The following is an 18,639-nucleotide window of genomic DNA, read 5'->3' as shown; positions in this document are numbered from 1 at the left end:
TGGGTTTTTTGGCTTTGCTGGCAGAGGCCATGTCGGCACTGCGCATCACGCACAAGGCGTGGGCGCTGGGAACAGGGTCGGCGGCAAAGCGGGAAGGCATGGCGGCGAGTGTAGCAAGCAAAAGGCAGAGGCGCTCAACCGTCGTGTGAAGTGTTGTCTGGAAGTTGCGGGGCATGCCAGTTGAGCAGTTCGGCCATGCGCATGGTGATCCAGCGCGCTTCGTTGGGACTGACCACGGAGCCCTCGGCCGCAAGCCCTGCGTGCATGCCCAGCAACACGCCTTCCTCGGACGCATTGCCGCCGTGATAGAGCAACTGGGCCTGCTCGATCAGGTGGCTCGCCAGGTCTTCGCACAACTCGTAGCGTTCAACCAGCTCGATCTTGGGCAGCAGCAGCTTGCCGTTTTTGCTGGCGTGGATCTCCACGAAACTCGGCGGGGCTGGATCTGCGAGGTTTCGTCCATGCTGCGTGCCTTGCTCAGTCGGGTCGGAACAGACGCTCGAAGCGCGCGAGATCCTCGGGCAACTCGCAGCTCACGAGTTGCCCCATCTTGTTGTCCGCGCGGCGGTGCGCGGCAAACAGCGACACCCGGCCCACGAACTTGAAATCCGGCAGGTGAATCAGCGCGTAGGGATAAGGGACGAACGCCTGATGCTCGAACACCACGCGGTGCTGGTTCTGCGGCGACGGGTAGAGCATGTACTCGTCGGTGTTGATGGTGTGAGTGGCCATGGCTTGCAATTCGAATGAATCACCGATGCTAACGCGAGTGTTCAGGTTAGCGCGGGGCGGGGTCATGGCTGGCGGCCGCCAGCGCACAACTGCGACAATGAACGCATGACTGACTCGACCCATCGCGCGCCCCGTGTCTCGGTTCAGACCGAGGATTTCGATCTTTCGGCAGAGGTCGCCACGCTGCGCGCCGGTGACGCTCGCGTGGGCGCGGTCTGCACGTTTGTCGGGACCGTGCGTGATCGCAATGAGGGCGACCCGGTGGCGAGCATGGAGCTTGAGCACTATCCGGGCATGACTGAAAAATCGATCGAGACCATCATCGATCAGGCGGTCGAGCGCTTTGGCTTGCATGGGGTGCGCGTGATTCACCGCGTGGGCCTGCTCGCGCCGATGGATCAGATCGTGCTGGTGGCGGTCACGTCGGCGCATCGCGGCATGTCGTTTCAAGGCTGTGAATACATCATGGACTATCTGAAATCGCTCGCGCCGTTCTGGAAGAAGGAGCAGACACTGCAAGGCGCGCGCTGGGTCGATGCGCGCGTGAGCGATGAACAGGCCCTCGCGCGCTGGTCGCATCCGCCTGCTGCTGCCTGAGCCGGTTGCGCGCGGTGGATTGCAGCCTCCGGTGAACGGCACAAGCGGATTGCTCCTACGCTGCACGCGCGGCGGTCGCGCAAAAATCCTGCATGACTCGCGGGGACTTCATGCCGCTTCCGGGCGGGCTGGAGGTGTTTGTGGGCGAAATTGAGACAATTGCACGCAAAAGCTCTTGAAAATCCCCCTCCTGGATATCAGATATTCCGCAATCGCTCCTTTTCGGAGCAGCACACATAAAACACCATGCGAATTGACAAACTGACCACCAAATTTCAGGAAGCCCTCGCAGACGCACAATCACTGGCGCTGGGCAACGACAACCCCTACATCGACCCGCTGCATCTGCTGGTCGCGATGCTGCGCCAGCCCGACGGCCCAAGGTCGCTGCTGCAACGCGCTGGCGTGAATGTGGCCGCGCTCACCACGGCCGCCGAAAACGCCGTCAAGCAGCTCCCGCAGGTGCAGGGCCAGGATCAGCAAGTGCAGATCGGCCCCGATCTCAACAAGCTGTTGCAGGCAACGGAAAAGGAAGCCATCAAGCGCGGTGACCAGTTCATCGCGAGCGAGCTGTTTTTGCTGGCGCTCGCCGACAGCGGCTCCAAGGCTTCCGAGCTGGCCAAGCAAAATGGATTGACCCGTAAAAGTGTGGAAGCGGCCATTGACGCCGTACGCGGAGGACAGACGATGGACAGTGCAGAAGGCGAGAGCCAGCGCGAGGCGCTCAAGAAATACACGCTCGACCTGACCGAGCGCGCCCGCAGCGGCAAGCTCGATCCGGTGATCGGGCGCGACGATGAAATCCGCCGCGCGATCCAGGTGCTGCAACGCCGCAGCAAGAACAATCCGGTGCTCATCGGCGAGCCCGGTGTGGGCAAGACCGCCATTGTGGAAGGTCTTGCGCAGCGCATCGTGGCTGGTGAGGTGCCCGAGTCGCTCAAGGACAAGAGCGTGCTGGTGCTCGACATGGCGGGCCTGCTGGCCGGTGCCAAATATCGCGGCGAGTTCGAGGAGCGCCTGAAGGCCGTGCTCAACGACGTGGCCAAGCAGGAAGGCCGCATCATTCTCTTCATCGACGAAATCCACACCATGGTGGGCGCCGGCAAGGCCGAGGGCGCGATGGACGCGGGCAACATGCTCAAGCCCGCACTCGCGCGCGGCGAGCTGCATTGCATCGGCGCGACCACGCTCGATGAATACCGCAAGTACATCGAGAAGGATGCGGCGCTTGAGCGGCGCTTCCAGAAGGTGCTTGTGGAAGAGCCATCGGTCGAAGACACGATTGCGATCTTGCGCGGCCTCCAGGTGCGCTACGAGGCGCACCACGGCGTGGACATCACCGACCCGGCCATCGTCGCCGCTGCCGAGCTGAGCCATCGCTACATCACCGACCGTTTCCTGCCCGACAAGGCGATCGATCTGATCGACGAGGCGGCAGCCAAGGTGAAGATCGAGATCGACTCCAAGCCCGAGGAAATGGACAAGCTCGAACGCCGCATGATCCAGTTGAAGATCGAGCGCGAGGCGATGAAGAAGGAAAAGGACGAGGCTTCGCAACGGCGACTCACGCTGATCGAGAGCGATCTCGGCATGCTCGAACGCGAATACGCCGATCTCGAGGAAGTGTGGAAGGCCGAAAAGGCCGCAGCGCAAGGCTCGGAGCAGATCCGCAAGGAACTCGACACCATTCGCATCCAGATCGACGAGTTCAAGCGCAAGGGCGACTTCAACAAGGTGGCCGAACTGCAATACGGCAAGCTGCCCGAACTTGAGCGCGAACTCAAGGCCGCCGAGAACAACGAGGCGCAGGCCGAAGGCGTTGCAGGCAAGAAGAACCGTTTGCTGCGCACCCAGGTGGGCGCCGAGGAAATCGCCGAGGTGGTGAGCCGCGCGACCGGCATCCCGGTCTCCAAGATGATGCAGGGCGAGAAGGACAAGCTGCTGCACATGGAGGCCAAGCTGCATGAGCGCGTGGTCGGTCAGGATGAGGCGATCTCGGCCGTGGCGAACGCCATTCGCCGCTCGCGTTCGGGTCTTTCGGACCCCAACCGGCCGCTGGGCAGCTTTCTGTTCCTCGGCCCGACCGGCGTCGGCAAGACCGAGCTGTGCAAGGCGCTCGCCGGTTTCCTGTTCGACAGCCAGGACCACCTGATCCGCATCGACATGAGCGAGTTCATGGAAAAGCATTCCGTGGCTCGGCTGATCGGCGCGCCTCCGGGCTACGTAGGCTACGAGGAAGGCGGCTATCTGACCGAGGCGGTTCGCCGCAAGCCTTACAGCGTGGTGCTGCTCGATGAGGTCGAGAAAGCGCACCCCGACGTGTTCAACGTGCTGCTGCAGGTGCTCGACGATGGTCGCCTGACCGACGGCCAGGGCCGTACCGTGGATTTCAAGAACACGGTGATCGTCATGACGAGCAATATCGGCTCGCATCTCATCCAGAGCATGGTCGGCCAGAGTTCGGAAGACATCAAGGAAGCGGTCTGGGGGAACTTAAAAACAATTTCCGACCCGAATTCCTCAATCGCATCGACGAAACCGTCGTGTTCCACGCGCTTGACGCCAGGAATATCGAATCGATTGCGCGCATCCAGCTCAAGCTGCTCGAGGCGCGTCTCGAGAAGATGGACCTGCATCTTGAGGTTTCGCCTGCTGCGATGGAAGAATTGGCCAAGGTGGGTTTCGATCCGGTGTTTGGTGCTCGCCCGCTCAAGCGCGCGATCCAGCAACGTATCGAGAATCCGTTGTCCAAGCTGTTGCTGGAGGGCAAATATCCGCCCAAGAGCGTGATTCCGGTTTCCGTGGATCCTGTGAAGGACCCAGGGGTATTTGAATTCGGCAGAGCCCGCGAAGGGCTTGATGCTGCAATGAGTGGCTCGCACCGGTAATATGGGAACGAACGGGTGCGAGCCCCAGGGTTAGAAAGGAAAGACTGCTTTGAACGATCTGTTGTCCGGCATCGTCCGAATTGTTTTGCGCCTCATCGTCATCGTTGGCGGTGTGGTGGTGTTTCTGAGCGTGCTTGCCGCCGCGATGCTGTTGGCGCTGGTGTGGGGTGCGCGTGCTCTTTGGGCGCGGCTCACGGGCCAGCCCGTCATGCCGTGGGCGATGAAGATGGATCCACGCAGTGGATGGAGCACGGTGTATCGCAGCACGGGACGGTGGTCTGCACCGCGTGATTCGTCTGCGTCGTCTTCATCTTCTTCCTCGTCGTTTTCCGATGGTGAGTCCCGGATGCGTGGGGCTGGGCTGCTCAGGGCAGCGCCGGATGTGACGGATGTGCAGGCGCGGGAAGTGCGGTGAGATTTCTGCCTTGACAGGCGAGTGTTAACAATGGCAAAACGCCGCTGGGAAGAAATTCCTTCAGCGGCGTTTTCTTTTTTCGGACGGGTGGATGGAGAGAGGCGTGTGCGGCACTTCGCTTTGTCTGTGCCTCTTTTGGGCGGGCTGCGTGCTGATTTTTACAAATTCTCAGTTCGCTGCGGGGCAGTTCACTGGCCTGTTCGCTTGCGCCGATATGATGAACAAATATGACCAGTTATACGCATCCCGATGACATTCGCCGACTGTTCGAGCTGCAGCGTGAGGCCAGCCGGGCACAGGTCGATGTGCCCTTGCTGGTGCGGCGCGAGCGGCTGTTGCGGATGAAGAAACTGCTTGAGGAAAACGCGCCGGTGCTCGCTGCGGCGGTGCAGGCGGACTTCGGCATGCGCTCGCAGCGGCTCACCGAAGTGGCCGATTTTTTTGTGCTGCGCGCGCAGCTCGCGCATGTGCTCAAAAAACTGTCCCAATGGATGAAGCCGCGCCGCGCACGCACGCCGCTTTACCTGATGCCTGCCAGCGCCCATGTGCAGACGCAGCCACTGGGCGTGGTGGGCGTGATCGCGCCGTGGAACTACCCGGTGCAGCTTGCGCTGGGTCCCGCGATCGACGCGCTGGCGGCGGGCAATCGCGTGTTGATCAAGCCGAGCGAACTGACTCCTCATACGTCCGCGCAAATGGCTTCGCTGGTGGCGCAGTTCTTCGCGCCCGACGAGATGTGCGTGGTGCAGGGCGATGCGGCGATTGCTGCGCTGGTGGCTTCGCTGCCGTTCGATCATCTGGTGTTCACCGGCTCCACGGCCGTCGGGCGCAAGGTCGCGCAGGCCGCCGCGGCCAATCTCACGCCGACCACGCTCGAGCTCGGCGGCAAGTCGCCATGCATCATCGATGCCGATTGCGACATGGCCGACGCAGCGCTGAAGATCGCACACGGCAAGCTGCTCAACGGCGGGCAGACATGCATTGCGCCCGACTACCTGCTGCTGCCGCGCGGCAAGGAGGTCGCGTTTACGGAGGCGTATCGCGCGGCGGTGGCCAGGCTGTTTCCCTATTTCGAGGGAAACCCGGACTATGCGGCCATCATCGATTCGCGGCATCTTGCGCGTTTGCGCAACATGCTGCAGCAGGCGCAGACGCAAGGTGCCGACGTGCAGGTCCTGACGCCGCAGCCCGGCACGCCCGCGCCGCCGCCCACGACCATCGGCGACGGCGTGGCACGCCAGATGCCGCCTTCCCTGGTGTTCGGTGCCACGCAGGAGATGCAGCTCATGCAGGAAGAAATCTTCGGCCCGATCCTTCCCGTGGTGGTGTATGACCGGCTCGACGATGCCATCACGCTGATCAACAACGGCCCGAGGCCACTGGCGCTGTACTGGTTCGGCAAGAGCGATGCGGTGCGCGATTCCGTGCTTCAGCGCACCGTCAGCGGAGGGGTGAGCGTGAACGAAACGCTCATGCACATCGCGCACGACGGTCTGGCGTTCGGCGGCGTGGGCGACAGCGGCTGGGGTGGCTACCACGGCGAGGCCGGCTACCTGCGCTTCAGCCATCAGAAATCGGTGCTTGTTCAATCGCGATTTTCGATGGGCGCGATGCTCTATCCGCCTTATGGGCCTCAATTTGACCGTATCATGTCGCTGCTGCGCAGGCTCTTCTGAACAATATCGGCAGGGTGAGCGCGGTGCGGCAGGAGTCTTCCGATCCGGCGCATTGGGCTGCTATGAACGATGTTGGCCATTTAGGCAAGCAGAACATGGAAAAAGCAGCCTGGCCGCTATGGAAACAAACGAGCGCGTGAACCCAACCCACATTTTTGCGAGAATGATGGGTTTTTCGTTGTTTCACACGTTTCGTTCTCCCCATGTCCAGTATTCAGGTTCGTCCCGCGACACTTCGCGATGCAAAAGCCATTGCTCAGGTTCACACTGCTTCCGCGCTGGAGGCATACCGAGGTCTGGTTCCCGACGACCAACTGAAATCCATGTCTTCGGTGGAAAAGCGTCAGGCGTACTGGCGCGAAGCCATCGAATACTGCGAGCCTCAGGTTCAGGTTGCCGTTGACGGTGACAAGATCGTCGGTTTTATCGGTTTTGATCGCTCCCGCGATGAAAAGAGTCGCCCCACCACGGGCGAGATTTGGGCCATCTACGCGGCTCCCACCCATTGGAACAAGGGCGTTGGCCTGGCTCTGTGGGATGCGGCGCGCGACGGTCTTCAGGAAGAGGGCTGCACTTCGGTGACCTCGTGGGTGCCGCTGCGCAACGAGCGGGCACTTCGTTTTCACGAAATGGCCGGTTTCAAGCGCGAGATGACCACCGCAAAGACACACGTGGTCGGCGGAGTGAAGGTCGAGGAAGTTCGCCTGAAGCGGCCGGTTCACGGATAAGCCGAGAGAGACAAAGAAACAGTGCCGTGCAGTCCCCGCGCAAGTTGACGCTCTGGGCTGCATGGCGGTGCGGCTAAGCTCCTCGGCCTTCCACTTCGCATAGGTCGTCCGCCATGCAACTGCTGTTGGCTCCGATGGAGGGGCTGTTGGATTTCGTCTTGCGCGATGTGCTGACCCGCGTGGGCGGCATGGATCGCTGCGTCTCGGAATTCATTCGCATCACCGACCGGCTTTTGCCCGATCACGTTTTTCACCGCTACATCCCCGAACTGCGCAACGGGTGCCGCACCTTGTCTGGCGTGCCGGTTCGCCCCCAACTGCTCGGTTCGGATCCGCAGGCGCTTGCACAGAATGCCGCGCGACTCGCCGAACTCGGTCCGTTCGGTGTCGATCTGAATTTCGGTTGTCCCGCCAAGGTCGTGAACCGGCATGGTGGCGGTGCATCGCTCCTGCGCGAGCCTGACCGCATCGGCCGCGTGGTCGAGGCAGTACGCCGTGCCGTGCCCGCGCAGATGGTGGTCTCCACGAAGATGCGCCTGGGTTACGACGACGACAGCCTCGCCATCGATTGCGCCCAGGCGATGCAGGCCGGAGGATCGAGTGAACTGGTCGTGCACGCGCGCACCAAGGCCGACGGATATCGCCCGCCCGCCTACTGGGAACGCATACCGGCGATTCGCGCCGCCTTGAACATCCCGGTCATCGCCAATGGCGAAATCTGGACGGTGCAGGACGCGCTGCGCTGTCGTCGCGAATCCGGTTGCGATGACCTCATGCTGGGGCGCGGCATCGTCGCCGATCCCGGCCTCGCGCTCGCGATACGCTCGGTCGACGCGGATGAAGGTGTGGGCGGGGCCGTCGAATGGAAGGACCTTGGGCCGCACATCATTCGTTTCTGGCAAATGGTCTGCGCGGATCTGGAGCCCGCACAGCGCGCCGGGCGACTCAAGCAATGGCTCAATCTACTGCGCAGGCGCTTTGCCGAGGCGGAGTGCGCGTTCGCCCACGTGCGCGCCATGCGCAATCAGCGTGACATCACGGCCTGGCTCAAAACGCAGCACGGTCCCTTCGAGGTGGCCGAACCCAGCCAGAAGGAAGTCGACTGGCAGATGACGCACTGATGCAGCATTGATACGCCGAAGTGCTCAAAGCACCGAGTCCGGCACCAGCGGCGCGATGAGTTTGAGCATCATGCGCAGCGGCAGACTGGTATCGGGATCGGTCGTCTCTTCCTTGAGGTCGCTGTTCTGTGGCGGTTTCCAGACCAGCCGGTCATTCTCCAGCACCACGCGCCATGCGCCCTGTGTCAGGCCCTGTTCGATCAGTTGCGTGGTTTCGGCGGACAGCTTGCGGCTGCGCACCAGCACCGCGATTTCGGTGTTCTGCAGCTTGGATCGCTGATCCAGATTCATCGATCCGACCACGGTGAGCCGGCCGTCGAGCACCAGCACCTTGGAGTGCAGCATCACACGCTGCGCCTGCGGCGTGGCGCTGCCGGTACTGCCCATGCCGAGAGCCGAACGCAAATTGCTCGGGTCGCTGACCAGTTCATACAACTCGATGCCGTTCCTGATCAACTGTTCGCGGTAGCGCGCGTAACCAATGTGCGCCACAGGCGCGTCGTTGGAGGCCAGCGAATTGGTCAGTATGCGCACGCGAACGCCGCGATCCACGGCCGCTTTGAAGGTTTCCATCATGCGCTCGCCGGGCACAAAGTAGGGCGAGACGACCAGCAGGTCCTTGTTCACATAGTCGATCAGGCTGACGAGTCCATCGACTACGGAATCCGGCGGCTGCACAGGTGCCGGTGCGACGGCTGCGGCGCTCTTTTTACCGGATTCGCCATCGTCATCGTTCTCTCCGCGCAAGGTTTTCCGCGCCTGCGGACTGGCACGCGCGGACGCGTGCGACGTCAACGGATCGGTATTGCCTTCCGCATCGACCGCGGGAATCTTGCCCGGTTTGTCCGCCAGCATGATCGCGTTGCCCCAGATCAACGGAGCTTTCGCGAGATCGAGCGACTGCATGTTCCAGGCCTGCGCGCGCTGCTCCTGCGTGACGGCATCTTTCATGCCCGGTCGCGGCTCGCCGTCCGGCGGCATGGGCCGTGCGCCACCTGTGTTCTGAGCGGCCGACGCGTCTTGCAGTGGGGCGGCGTTTGCTCGCCCTTCACGGTCACTGACCTTGGCATCGCCGTTCTCGGCAGACCCCGAGTCGGAGTCGGAGGCCGCTTCGTCACGCCGAGCAAAATCCGCGCGCATGCGGTCGAGTTCCTTCTTTTCGATCAGCGACTGCACCGGGTAGGCGCGCTCGTTGTTCCAGTACTCGTCAAAACTGCGCGACAGATCCTGCACCAGCGGCCCTACCACGAGCACATCGGCATCGATGAAGTTGGCCTCGGCGTTGCCGAAATACGAGTCTCCAAGATTGCGCCCGCCCATTACGCCCATCACGTTGTCGGAGAGAAAAAGCTTGTTGTGCATGCGCTGCTGCGCACGCTGAAAATCGGTCGCCGCATGCCACATGCGGCTGACGATGTTCTCGCGATCACCCGGCAGCGGATTGAACATGCGCATCTGCACGTTCGGTACGAACGCCATGCGCATCACCAGCGCATTGCGGCCGGTTCCGTGAAAATCGTCGAGCAGAATCCGCACCCGAACCCCACGCCGCGCCGCATCCACAATCGCCACCAGTAACCGCTCGGTGCTCGCATCCGCGTGAATCGCGTAGTACTGCAGATCCAGCGTATGCCGCGCCTGCTCCACCAGCGACAGGCGACTCCCATAGGCCGTCTGCGCCCCAGTCAACAACATGAACCCGGAAGCCGCAGCCCCGGCCTTGCTTTCCTTTTGCTTACGCGCCTGCGCGAGCTGCACCAGCGGAGCGGTCGCCACCGGAGCGGACGCCGTGGAGACGGGGCGCTCGACGTTGGTGGGGAGTTTGCTGGTGGCGCAGCCGGTGAGCCATTGCAGCAGCAATAGCGCGATCAAGAGTATCGCTGGCAAGCGCGCCGTAGAACGTTGCGCAAGTCCTCGCCAACGTTCCTTGCGCAAGAGTAACGAGGTGCCGTGAACTGGCGATGTCAGGGTTGGAGCGTTCATCTTGTCTGGAGCTACGGCGATCTGGGACGACTTCGACGGATCTGTCTTGTGCTTGTCATTGTCGCGGTGCTGATTGTGAATAGGCAATGTGCTCCCCTCCACGCAGATGAAATGGATGTCCTCCTACCTGCGAAAGCGATGTTTGCGCAACAAAACGTGGTGAAAAGTCCCCGTGTCCGGTGTTGTTCTGCGAATCCGATATCTGCCACGGATGTTGTCGAGCGCTGGGCTGTTCTGGAGCCGGAGGCGAATGCGGGGGCTAACGCGTCGCTGGAGTATCTGCCCCGCACACTCATGAATCCGGCGCGTCGGCGCGGTGACGCTGTCGCGAGTGTGATGGATGTTGAAATCTCCCTTGGCGAATGACTCACCGAATCCGCAGTTCCACCACGCCCGACGAGCCGTCTACCTGAAACACCCAAACCCGACTTCCCTTCCCCCCACTCGCACTCCCGCAGTGAAATGCGAAAAAGCGGGCAAAGCCAGTTCGGTTCCCTCAAAAACCATCGCGGGCATGGCGCGGTTCCAGTGATGGGGGCGGAAGACGGGGTGCTTATGACCATGGATGTTCAAACTGAACTCCTTGTGCGAGGTTCGAGAATGCGCAGGTTCGTGACTCAAGAGAACGTCATCACCAAGCAACAGGCTGGGAACCAGGTCGTCAATCAACCATTGTTCTGCCAGCACCGTACGGTCGTGGTTGCCGCGCGTGAGGATGAATCGCGTGGAGTGGTGCGCTTCTCTCAATTTGCGCCACGCGTGGGATGTCTGCGATCCGACGATGGCGCCATGCACGAAGTCGCCGAGTATCACGAGAGATTCGGGTTTAAGTGCGTCGAGTAAGCCGTTCAATCGTTGCAGGTCATGCATCTGAACGTCGATAGGGACGGCTATGCCGAACGAACGGAACGTGTCGCTTTTCCCCAGGTGCAGGTCGGCGATCATCAATGTCCGATGCGTGGGCCAATAGAGCGCCCGCTCGGGCAGTGCGATGAATTCATGCCCCGCTATGCGGACCTCGAGGCCCTGTGGGATATTGAGGGACTGGCTGTTCATGAGGGATTGGTGCGGCGCCGTCGTGGTGGTGCGCCTTCGCGCATCGTGGGCTCATCGCTTTGAACGGACAGGCGCTTGATGCGTTCGCTCCAGCTTTCGTTGGAGAGCTGCCCTCGGAAACTCTCCGCCCACAGGCCGAAGGAAAACGGCGTGTGCTTTTCAGAACGCGCTATGACGCGATGCTGAATTGACATGCGGGCGAGGCTCTCGCGCATCGTGGGTAGATGCAATTCCTGATCGAGCGCCTCACGCCTTGCGGCGCGCAAGAGAATGTGTTCAGCGTCATATTTGCTCAATACGTCAAAGAGCAGTCCTGCCGAGACCTGCAATTGTCTGTCCGGAATGCGCGAGCCCGGCATGCGCGTCGTCACCAGCCCGGCGATCTGAGCGATTTCCTTGAAGCGTTTGCGGGCCAGTTCGCTGAAATTGATCGCGGCCTGTAGGTCCGCCTCCAGGTGATCTCCCGAGAGAATGCCTTGCCAGTCAATGGCGCTCGCATCGATGGGGTTTTCAGGGTGCAGCATGAAGCCGATTTCATTGCAGTTCCACGAGAAGGTGTTGGGCTGCGCCTGGGCGATACGCGTGGCGAGCAGCAGGGCAAGGCCTTCGTGGACGACTCTGCCCGCAAAGGGGTAGACGAAAAGGCTCGCCGCGCGTGGTGCATCTTGCTGTTTTTTGCCTCCCGATGCACGCTTCGGCGATGCGGGATCAATCTGTTCGATCAGCAGTTCGTTCTCGGCAGGCACGTGCGAGCGTTGCTGTTGCAGTCGAAGAAGCGGCAGCAGATAGCGAAGCTCGCGTGAAAGCGGCGCGCTTGCGCTTGAGGCTGCATCGTGCGTGATGGCCTGTGCGAGCAGGGTCTGCATTCGCTCTCCGACCCTGGCGGACATGGCCATGAGTGATCCGGCCCAGGACGGCGTGTGTGTGCCGATGGTGTTCGAGCGACGCACCCATGCCGTGGTGTTTTCAATCCGGACCAGAACGAGGCTTCTGCCCGCGAAATTGAATACATCGCCGGGCTTGAGCCGGGCGAGGAAGGTTTCCTCGATGCTTCCCAATCGGGCGCCGCGCAGATATTGCACCTGAAACGCGGTATGGCTGAAGATGGTGCCTATGGACATGCGGTGACGTCCGGCTACGCGTGCATTGGCGGGGACGTATCGACCTTCTTCGTTTGCGGTCAGTCGCTCGTATTCGGGATAAGCCGCGAGCGACGAACTGCCCCGCGTGAGAAAGTCCATCACGTCGCTCCAATCCGTGGCATCCAGTGCTTCGAACGCGGCGGAAGATCGCACTTCCCGCAGCAGCGCTTCGGCGTCGAACCCACCCGCAAGCGCCATGGACATCACATGCTGGCTCAGCACGTCGAAGCACAGCGCTAACGGCTTGCGGCTTTCGTAGATTTGCTCCTGAGCCAGTTCGCGCGTGGCGGCAAATTCGCAGAGATCCATGGCTTGCGTGGCGACTCCATCCATATGTACGGGCGCGCCTGGCCGATGCCTGGCGCGGCCCGCGCGCTGTACCGTGCGCGCGACCGAACGCGCACCGCCGATCTGGATGACGCGATCAACCGCCGGAAAATCGACACCCAGATCGAGGCTGCTCGTGGCCACCACACAGCGCAAACGCCCATTGCGCAGTCCGTCCTCCACCTGCAGTCGCACATGTTGATCCAACGAGCTGTGGTGAATCGCGAGCGTATCTGCCTCCTCGGGCCAGATCGAACTCAGCGCCGTGAACCACAACTCCGCTTGCGAGCGCGTATTGGTGAAGACGATGCTGCTCGACGTAGACAGCACCAGCTTGGCGACCTCGCCCAGGTTGGCGAGTCCCAGGTGCCCGGCCCATGGCAGTCGCGTGCTGGCGGGCGGCAGGATCGAGTGCAGATGAAATGGCTTGGGCCGGTCGTCCTGAAGGATTTCCATTTGGGAACGCGGACGATCCCGGACGAGCACGTCGAGCGCCTCGTCGAGATTGCCGATGGTTGCGGACAGTCCCCATATCTGCAATCGCGGTGCAAGCGTCCGCAGCCGCGCGAGGTTGAGTTGCAGGAGCACGCCCCGCTTGCTTGGCAACAGCTCATGCCATTCATCGACCACGATGCTTTGAAGATGGGAGAACTGATCGAGGCTGCGTTCGTGGCTCAGGAGGATGGCCAGGGACTCCGGCGTGGTGATGAGCAACTGCGCTTGCGTGCCTTGCGACAGGCGCTTGTCGCGCGCGGAAGCGTCGCCGGTGCGCATCGCCACTTGCCATTGCGGCAGCAGAGACTGCACTGGGCCCACGATGCGCTCACGCGTGTCGGTGGCCAGTGCGCGCAACGGCGTGATCCACAACATGCGAAAGCCGACGTGCGGATCAACGCCTGCGTGGCGTTCCGAAAGCGCCGCGATCACGGGCCCGCCGAGTGCGGCGAGCGTCTTGCCGCTGCCCGTCGGTGCGGAGATGATTCCGCTTCGGCCCTCGAGAAATGCCGTCCATGCGCGTTGCTGAAATCGTGCGGCAGAGATGCCCTGCGTCTTGAGCCAAGCGCGCCAATCCTTTTGCGCGCTGGCAACGGCGCGCGAGGAAATCGCCGGGGGAATAGCGTCCTGCACGGGTGGTTCCATCTTCGCTACTCGCGGCACAACGCGAGCAGCGCGGACAGTTGATCGGCCTCTGGCGCCGTCTTGTCGTCACGCCAACGCAGTATGCGTGGAAACCGCACCGCCACGCCCGATTTGTGCCGCGCCGAGCGGTTGACCGCCTCGAAGCCAAGCTCGAAGACGAGTTCGGCCTTGACGGAGCGCACCGGCCCGAATCTCTCCAACGTGTGCGCGCGAATCCATTTATCGAGCTTGAGGATTTCCGCATCCGTCAGGCCCGAATACGCCTTGGCCACGGGAACGAGCACTCCTTCAGCGTTCCAGACGGCAAAGGTGTAGTCGGTATGCAGCGTGCTGCGTCTGCCGCTTCCGCTTTGCGCGTAGATCAGCACGGCATCGATGGTTAGCGGGTCGATTTTCCATTTCCACCAGTCTCCTCGTCTGCGCCCCTCCTGATAAGGTGATGCCAGCGATTTGAGCATGAGGCCTTCCGCGTGATGCGCAGCAGATTCGTCGCGCACGCCGGTCAGTTGAGCCCAATGGTCAAACCGGATCAGTGGTGAAAGAGCCAGCATCGCATTGTCGGCTTGCAACGGCGCCAGCAAACGCTCCAATTCCAGGCGCCGCATGGCTAAAGGTTGCGAGCGCAGATCTTCTCCATCCAGCTCCAGCAGGTCGTAGAACAGGATGCGCACGGGTACCTCGTTCATCAACCGCGCGGAGGGCTTGCGTTTTTGAATCCGCTTTTGAAGGGATACGAAAGTGCGCGGAATCTGCGCTGCCTCGTCCCAGGCAAGCAACTCGCCGTCGAGCACGGCGTCGGCCGGCAACAGCATGGCCTGTGCTTCCAGTTCAGGGAAGCGTCCATCCAGCCGTTCTTCGCCGCGAGACCACAGATAGGGTGTATGTCCGCTGCGACGCACGAGCTGCACGCGAATGCCGTCCCATTTCCATTCCGCTTGCCAGTCGCCGGGTTCGCCCAATGCCTCGATGGCCGAAGGCAGGGGTGATGCGAGAAAAAATGGGTAGGGCTTGTCCAATGCCTGCGCGGAAACCTCGGTGTTCATCAGTGCGTCATAGGCCTCTGGAGAAGGTATCCATTCGCCCACCATGCGATGCGCCATATCGGCAGTGGAGATGCCGGCCATCCGCGCGAGGCTGACCTGCAAGGTACGGCGCGACACTCCGACGCGCAGGGAGCCGGTCAACAGTTTGTTGAAGACAAAGCGCGAGGCATCGTAAGCCGTAACCATGCGGCCTGAACCGCCAGTTTTCTGATCTCCGGCGACACGGGTACCAAGGGGATCAGAAAATTCTCAATCCACTCGTCAAGCCTGTTGGATCCATCGGGCGCGTACCAGCCGTCTCCGCTGGCATGCGCAGCGGTGTCGATTCCTGCCTTGTTGCGCTGTGCAGAGACCAATAATGTCAGCGTTTCCGCCAAGTCCCCCACTTGCCGATAGCTGTCTTCCACAAGCCATGGGGCAGTGCAGTGAGCTCCGCAACCCATTCGCGCATCTCGGTGGTTTTGGCGATGCGATAACGCCCGGTATTGACCTTGCCGCCACCGAGCACATGGATCGCCCAACTCGCCTCGGCGCTGTCGACATTTTCAAAGTAGCACTGAAGCGCCGCTTCACGCGCCTTGCTGCCTGCGGCGCGATCCAGTGTCTGATACAGCTCGGTGAACCGGTTCATGCCACGTTCTCTGCGTTCGCCGTCAACTCTTCATCGTCGCCATAAGCCGTGCGCAACCTCTCGGCCTGCACGCCCAGTTCACGTTCGAGATAGGGAATCAGTGCATCGGTATTTCCGTGCGTTGCAATCACGCGGTGTGCACCCGATTCGCGAATCGTCTCTATCAGTGCGTTCCAGTCAGCATGATCCGATATGACGAAACCGCGCTGCAGATTTCGCCGGCGTCGATTGCCACGCAACTGCATCCAGCCCGAGGCCTGCGCCTGTTCAAAGGACCGGAAGCGTCTTGTCCATGCGGAGTCCTGCGCGGAAGGGGGCGCGAGAACCAGTCGGCCTGCAAACGACGTGTCGCCCGGCAGACTCATCACCAGTTCCGTCGGGGCGAGCGCGATGTTCGCTCTGCGGTAGACGTCGACCCCACGCTCCATCGCTCCATGCAGCAACACGGGGCGATCAAGCTTGCCGTTCAGTTCGGCAAGAATGCGTTGCGCTTTCCCCAGGCTGTAGGCATACAGAATCGCTGCCTTGCCTTCGGATTCACACAGTTCGCGCCACTGCAGAACGCGTGAGATTTCTTGCTCAATCGCGGGCCAGGAGTACACCGGAAAGGCGAATGTGGCCTCGCAGATGAACACGTCGCAAGGCACGACCTCGAACGGCGCACAGGTCGGATCCGGCTCTCGCTTGAAGTCGCCCGTGAACACCCATACCTCGCCCTCACGCTCGACGCGAATCTGGGCCGATCCCAGAATATGACCTGCGGGATGGAGAGAGACCAGCACATCCCCGAACCGCCGTTGCTCGCCATAGTCCAGGGTGTGGATGTTCTGCACTCCAAGACGCCAATTCAAGATGTCCTTGCTCGCGGCGCTGCACCAGTACTCGCCCATGCCGATGTGCGCGTGATCTCCGTGCCCATGCGTCACGAAGCTGCGGTGCACGGGCTTCCACGCGTCGACAAAGAAATCGCCAGCCTCGCAATAAAGGCCGCGATCGGTCAGCGTGATCAGGTCGCTCACGCCGGGCCCTGTTGTTCACACAACACACGGGGATCGCGTCGCGCAGTCTTCGGATGGGTTGCGCGAACAGGCCTCAGTCTGTTCCGGGCATTGCGATCAAGCCGTATATCCAGTTGCGTCATCCGGCCATTCTTGACGCAGTGAATGCCGCGCGGCGTCAGCCTGAGCCGCGAGTCACGTGGATATTCAAAACGTTACACCTTGGCTTTGTTGCGCCTGGTGTCGCCATGCGCGCTGCTCGCCGCCTGCGCAGCTACGCCGTGGGTCACCTGCTGTGCCAGTTGCTTCGCGATCCGCTGTTTGGCGGACGGAAGTTCCCCGTCCCGGGGGCGATACCACATCGTGATCCAGTTGAGCGAACCCAGAATGCCTTTGCTGGCAACGGAGGCATCGATCACCTCGAACTGGCCCCGCATCACGCCTTCATGAACCACTTGGTCAAACAGGCTCTCATACGCGTCGCGCATGGCGATGACCTGAGTGAGTGCCTCGCGCTCATACGGTGTCGTGCTGATCGATTGGTGCAGTTCCACCCCTTGTACGGTAACGCGCTGGTAGTAGAGGTAGTCCATCATGACCATGGCATGGTGGTACGTCATCTCGTGCAGCATCTCCAGAGGGCTCAAGCGGGTGTTGCTGACGATGGGAAGCTGTGTTCTCAGGTTGATGAGCATAGCCCGCTTGTGTACCGCGAAGAACAGCTCTGCCTTGCTTCGGTAGTGGTAGTAGACACTGCCTTTGGTGGCATTGATCTCGCGCGCGATGACGTCGATGGAAGCCGCAGCGAAGCCGTAGACGGTGAAGGCTTTGGCGGCGGCGTCCAGAAGCATGTTCTGCACTTTCGGCAAATCCTCGTCATCGGCTTCCAGCCAACTCAAGACTTCAGGAGGGAGATTCACGGTTTTCGAATTTTGGTTTTCAATGCGGGAGATACTAACCGGTACTTTTTCCGCTTTCCGGCGCGCGGTACGGCCTGGGTCCTAGCCCGAACTGCCGAATGGGCCTTGTACGGCGTCGAGTGACATCTCTCCGATGGCGGGAGGAGGCTTGCGGATGCTTGCAGGCGTGTCCGACAGCTTGATCGGAATTCCGGGACCGACATAGTCCGGGCGAGTCACCACCATTTCCCGAAACTGCGCGTGCCCGGATCGAGCCACTGCCTCAATGTCCAGGATCGGTGCCGCAGGCACACCCTGGGCGAGGAGCTGCTGGCCGAAGCTTTCGCCATCGACGCGCGCGAACGCGCGGCTTAGCTCCACCTCCAATGCGTCCCGGTTCTCGACGCGTGACCGGTTGGAGGCAAAGCGCGGGTCCTGTGGCAACTGTGGTGTACCGAGCGCGATACAGAGCTTGGCGAACAGGCGGTCATTTGCCACGGCGACAAACAGCGGAACGGTCGCTGTCCTGTAGACGTTGTAGGGAACGATGTTGGCGTGCTTGTTTCCCGTGGGCGCGGGAACCTTGCCGGAGTGCAGGTAGTTGGTCAGGAACGGGTGAGCCACGGACAGCGCACTGTCGTAGAGGCTGACGTCGACGAGCTGGCCGCGTCCCGTGCGATTGCGGGCCTGCAAGGCCAGCAGCACGCCCATGGCGGCATTCATCCCGGTCGTCAGATCCACGACCGGCACACCGATGCGAACCGGGTCCGCCCCGACGTCGCCATTGATCGATAAAAGCCCCGCCATGGCTTGAACCGCCGCATCGTAGCCGGGGAGTCCGCCATACGGGCCGTGGTCGCCAAAGCCTGTGATTCGGCAGTGGATGAGCCGCGGAAATCGTTGCGTGAACCAGGCGGCGTCGGGGATGTTCCAGGACTGCAAGGTGCTGAGCTTGAAGTTTTCAAGAAGCACATCGGCATCGTCCAGCATGGCAAACAGGCTCTCGCGTCCGGATTCCGTCGCAAGGTCGATCACGACGCTGCGCTTGTTTCTGTTGACGGCATTGAAATAGGCGGAACTGCCGTTGATGAACGGTGGCCCGAATCCTCGGCATTCATCGCCCTCGGCGCTTTCGACCTTGATCACGTCCGCACCGTGATCCCCGAGGATCTGGCCCGCAAAAGGGCCGGCAAGAACCCGTGCGGCGTCGACGACCTTGATGCCCTGGAGTGCGCCGTTGTTGGTGAATTCCATGCTGAGATG

General features: G+C 61.6%; 14 protein-coding genes and 2 pseudogenes. 6 read left to right on the top strand and 10 right to left on the bottom strand.

Going from position 1 to position 18,639, the window contains the following annotated elements; all coding sequences use genetic code 11:
• Nucleotides 1-134: 134 nt before the first annotated feature.
• Nucleotides 135-463: pseudogene (locus H9K75_RS07015) on the bottom strand (hypothetical protein).
• Nucleotides 464-477: 14 nt separating this feature from the next.
• Nucleotides 478-732 (bottom strand): hypothetical protein, encoded by a 255-nt coding sequence (locus tag H9K75_RS07010; RefSeq protein WP_187725225.1) that lies wholly within the window; start codon nt 730-732, stop codon nt 478-480.
• 105 nt (nt 733-837) lie between these two features.
• On the opposite strand from H9K75_RS07010, the gene moaE reads away from it, so the two are divergent.
• The 6 genes and pseudogenes from moaE to H9K75_RS06980 all read left to right on the top strand — a co-directional run bounded on the left by moaE (nt 838) and on the right by H9K75_RS06980 (nt 8,157).
• Entirely contained in the window at nt 838-1,329 is a 492-nt protein-coding gene (gene moaE / locus H9K75_RS07005) for a molybdopterin synthase catalytic subunit MoaE (protein ID WP_187725224.1), read from the top strand.
• 246 nt (nt 1,330-1,575) lie between these two features.
• Nucleotides 1,576-4,217 (top strand): annotated as a pseudogene (gene clpB / locus H9K75_RS07000) (ATP-dependent chaperone ClpB).
• Nucleotides 4,218-4,266: 49 nt separating this feature from the next.
• Nucleotides 4,267-4,632, top strand: coding sequence for a hypothetical protein (locus H9K75_RS06995; RefSeq protein WP_187725223.1), 366 nt, complete (start codon nt 4,267-4,269; stop codon nt 4,630-4,632).
• Nucleotides 4,633-4,859: 227 nt separating this feature from the next.
• The gene (locus tag H9K75_RS06990; protein ID WP_187725222.1) at nt 4,860-6,308 is read left to right on the top strand and encodes an aldehyde dehydrogenase family protein; all 1,449 of its coding nucleotides are present in this window, start codon (nt 4,860-4,862) and stop codon (nt 6,306-6,308) included.
• A 203-nt stretch (nt 6,309-6,511) separates the two neighbouring features.
• Entirely contained in the window at nt 6,512-7,036 is a 525-nt protein-coding gene (locus H9K75_RS06985; RefSeq protein WP_187725221.1) for a GNAT family N-acetyltransferase, read from the top strand.
• Nucleotides 7,037-7,149: 113 nt separating this feature from the next.
• Complete coding sequence (locus H9K75_RS06980; protein ID WP_187725220.1) at nt 7,150-8,157, top strand: tRNA dihydrouridine synthase; 1,008 nt, start codon at nt 7,150-7,152, stop codon at nt 8,155-8,157.
• A 24-nt stretch (nt 8,158-8,181) separates the two neighbouring features.
• Here H9K75_RS06980 and H9K75_RS06975 read toward each other — a convergent pair whose 3' ends face one another.
• The 8 genes from H9K75_RS06975 to H9K75_RS06945 all read right to left on the bottom strand — a co-directional run bounded on the left by H9K75_RS06975 (nt 8,182) and on the right by H9K75_RS06945 (nt 18,630).
• Complete coding sequence (locus H9K75_RS06975; RefSeq protein ID WP_226858589.1) at nt 8,182-10,044, bottom strand: phospholipase D family protein; 1,863 nt, start codon at nt 10,042-10,044, stop codon at nt 8,182-8,184.
• 501 nt (nt 10,045-10,545) lie between these two features.
• Nucleotides 10,546-11,196: a ligase-associated DNA damage response endonuclease PdeM gene (pdeM, locus tag H9K75_RS06970; protein WP_187725218.1), complete on the bottom strand. Its 651-nt coding sequence runs from the start codon at nt 11,194-11,196 to the stop codon at nt 10,546-10,548.
• Complete coding sequence (locus H9K75_RS06965) at nt 11,193-13,793, bottom strand: ligase-associated DNA damage response DEXH box helicase (protein ID WP_226858588.1); 2,601 nt, start codon at nt 13,791-13,793, stop codon at nt 11,193-11,195. The genes pdeM and H9K75_RS06965 overlap by 4 nt, the downstream gene beginning before the upstream one ends.
• A gap of 17 nt (nt 13,794-13,810) precedes the next feature.
• Nucleotides 13,811-15,034 carry an ATP-dependent DNA ligase gene (locus H9K75_RS06960; protein ID WP_226858587.1) on the bottom strand — a complete coding sequence of 408 codons (1,224 nt, stop codon included), beginning with the start codon at nt 15,032-15,034 and terminating at the stop codon, nt 13,811-13,813.
• Between the two features lie 175 nt (nt 15,035-15,209).
• Nucleotides 15,210-15,479 carry a hypothetical protein gene (locus tag H9K75_RS23675; protein WP_226858586.1) on the bottom strand — a complete coding sequence of 90 codons (270 nt, stop codon included), beginning with the start codon at nt 15,477-15,479 and terminating at the stop codon, nt 15,210-15,212.
• Nucleotides 15,476-16,498, bottom strand: a complete 1,023-nt coding sequence (locus tag H9K75_RS06955; RefSeq protein WP_187725216.1) for a ligase-associated DNA damage response exonuclease — start codon at nt 16,496-16,498, stop codon at nt 15,476-15,478. Before H9K75_RS06955 ends, H9K75_RS23675 begins: the two co-directional genes overlap by 4 nt.
• A gap of 194 nt (nt 16,499-16,692) precedes the next feature.
• Complete coding sequence (locus H9K75_RS06950; RefSeq protein ID WP_226858585.1) at nt 16,693-17,397, bottom strand: TetR/AcrR family transcriptional regulator; 705 nt, start codon at nt 17,395-17,397, stop codon at nt 16,693-16,695.
• Nucleotides 17,398-17,478: 81 nt separating this feature from the next.
• Nucleotides 17,479-18,630 carry a CaiB/BaiF CoA transferase family protein gene (locus H9K75_RS06945; protein WP_187725215.1) on the bottom strand — a complete coding sequence of 384 codons (1,152 nt, stop codon included), beginning with the start codon at nt 18,628-18,630 and terminating at the stop codon, nt 17,479-17,481.
• Nucleotides 18,631-18,639: the final 9 nt, after the last annotated feature.

This window comes from Diaphorobacter aerolatus (genome assembly GCF_014489535.1).
GTDB classification, from domain to species: Bacteria; Pseudomonadota; Gammaproteobacteria; order Burkholderiales; family Burkholderiaceae_C; genus Diaphorobacter_A; species Diaphorobacter_A aerolatus.
The sequence above is the reverse complement of the archived record's forward strand: the minus strand, read 5'-3'. Positions and strand labels throughout refer to the sequence as shown.

Coding starts and splice junctions, on each gene's coding strand:
- H9K75_RS07010 (WP_187725225.1), bottom strand. CDS start 732: ATGGCCACTCACACCATCAACACCGACGAGTACATGCTCTACCCGTCG.
- moaE (WP_187725224.1), top strand. CDS start 838: ATGACTGACTCGACCCATCGCGCGCCCCGTGTCTCGGTTCAGACCGAG.
- H9K75_RS06990 (WP_187725222.1), top strand. CDS start 4,860: ATGACCAGTTATACGCATCCCGATGACATTCGCCGACTGTTCGAGCTG.
- H9K75_RS06985 (WP_187725221.1), top strand. CDS start 6,512: ATGTCCAGTATTCAGGTTCGTCCCGCGACACTTCGCGATGCAAAAGCC.
- H9K75_RS06980 (WP_187725220.1), top strand. CDS start 7,150: ATGCAACTGCTGTTGGCTCCGATGGAGGGGCTGTTGGATTTCGTCTTG.
- pdeM (WP_187725218.1), bottom strand. CDS start 11,196: ATGAACAGCCAGTCCCTCAATATCCCACAGGGCCTCGAGGTCCGCATA.
- H9K75_RS06960 (WP_226858587.1), bottom strand. CDS start 15,034: ATGGTTACGGCTTACGATGCCTCGCGCTTTGTCTTCAACAAACTGTTG.
- H9K75_RS23675 (WP_226858586.1), bottom strand. CDS start 15,479: ATGAACCGGTTCACCGAGCTGTATCAGACACTGGATCGCGCCGCAGGC.
- H9K75_RS06945 (WP_187725215.1), bottom strand. CDS start 18,630: ATGGAATTCACCAACAACGGCGCACTCCAGGGCATCAAGGTCGTCGAC.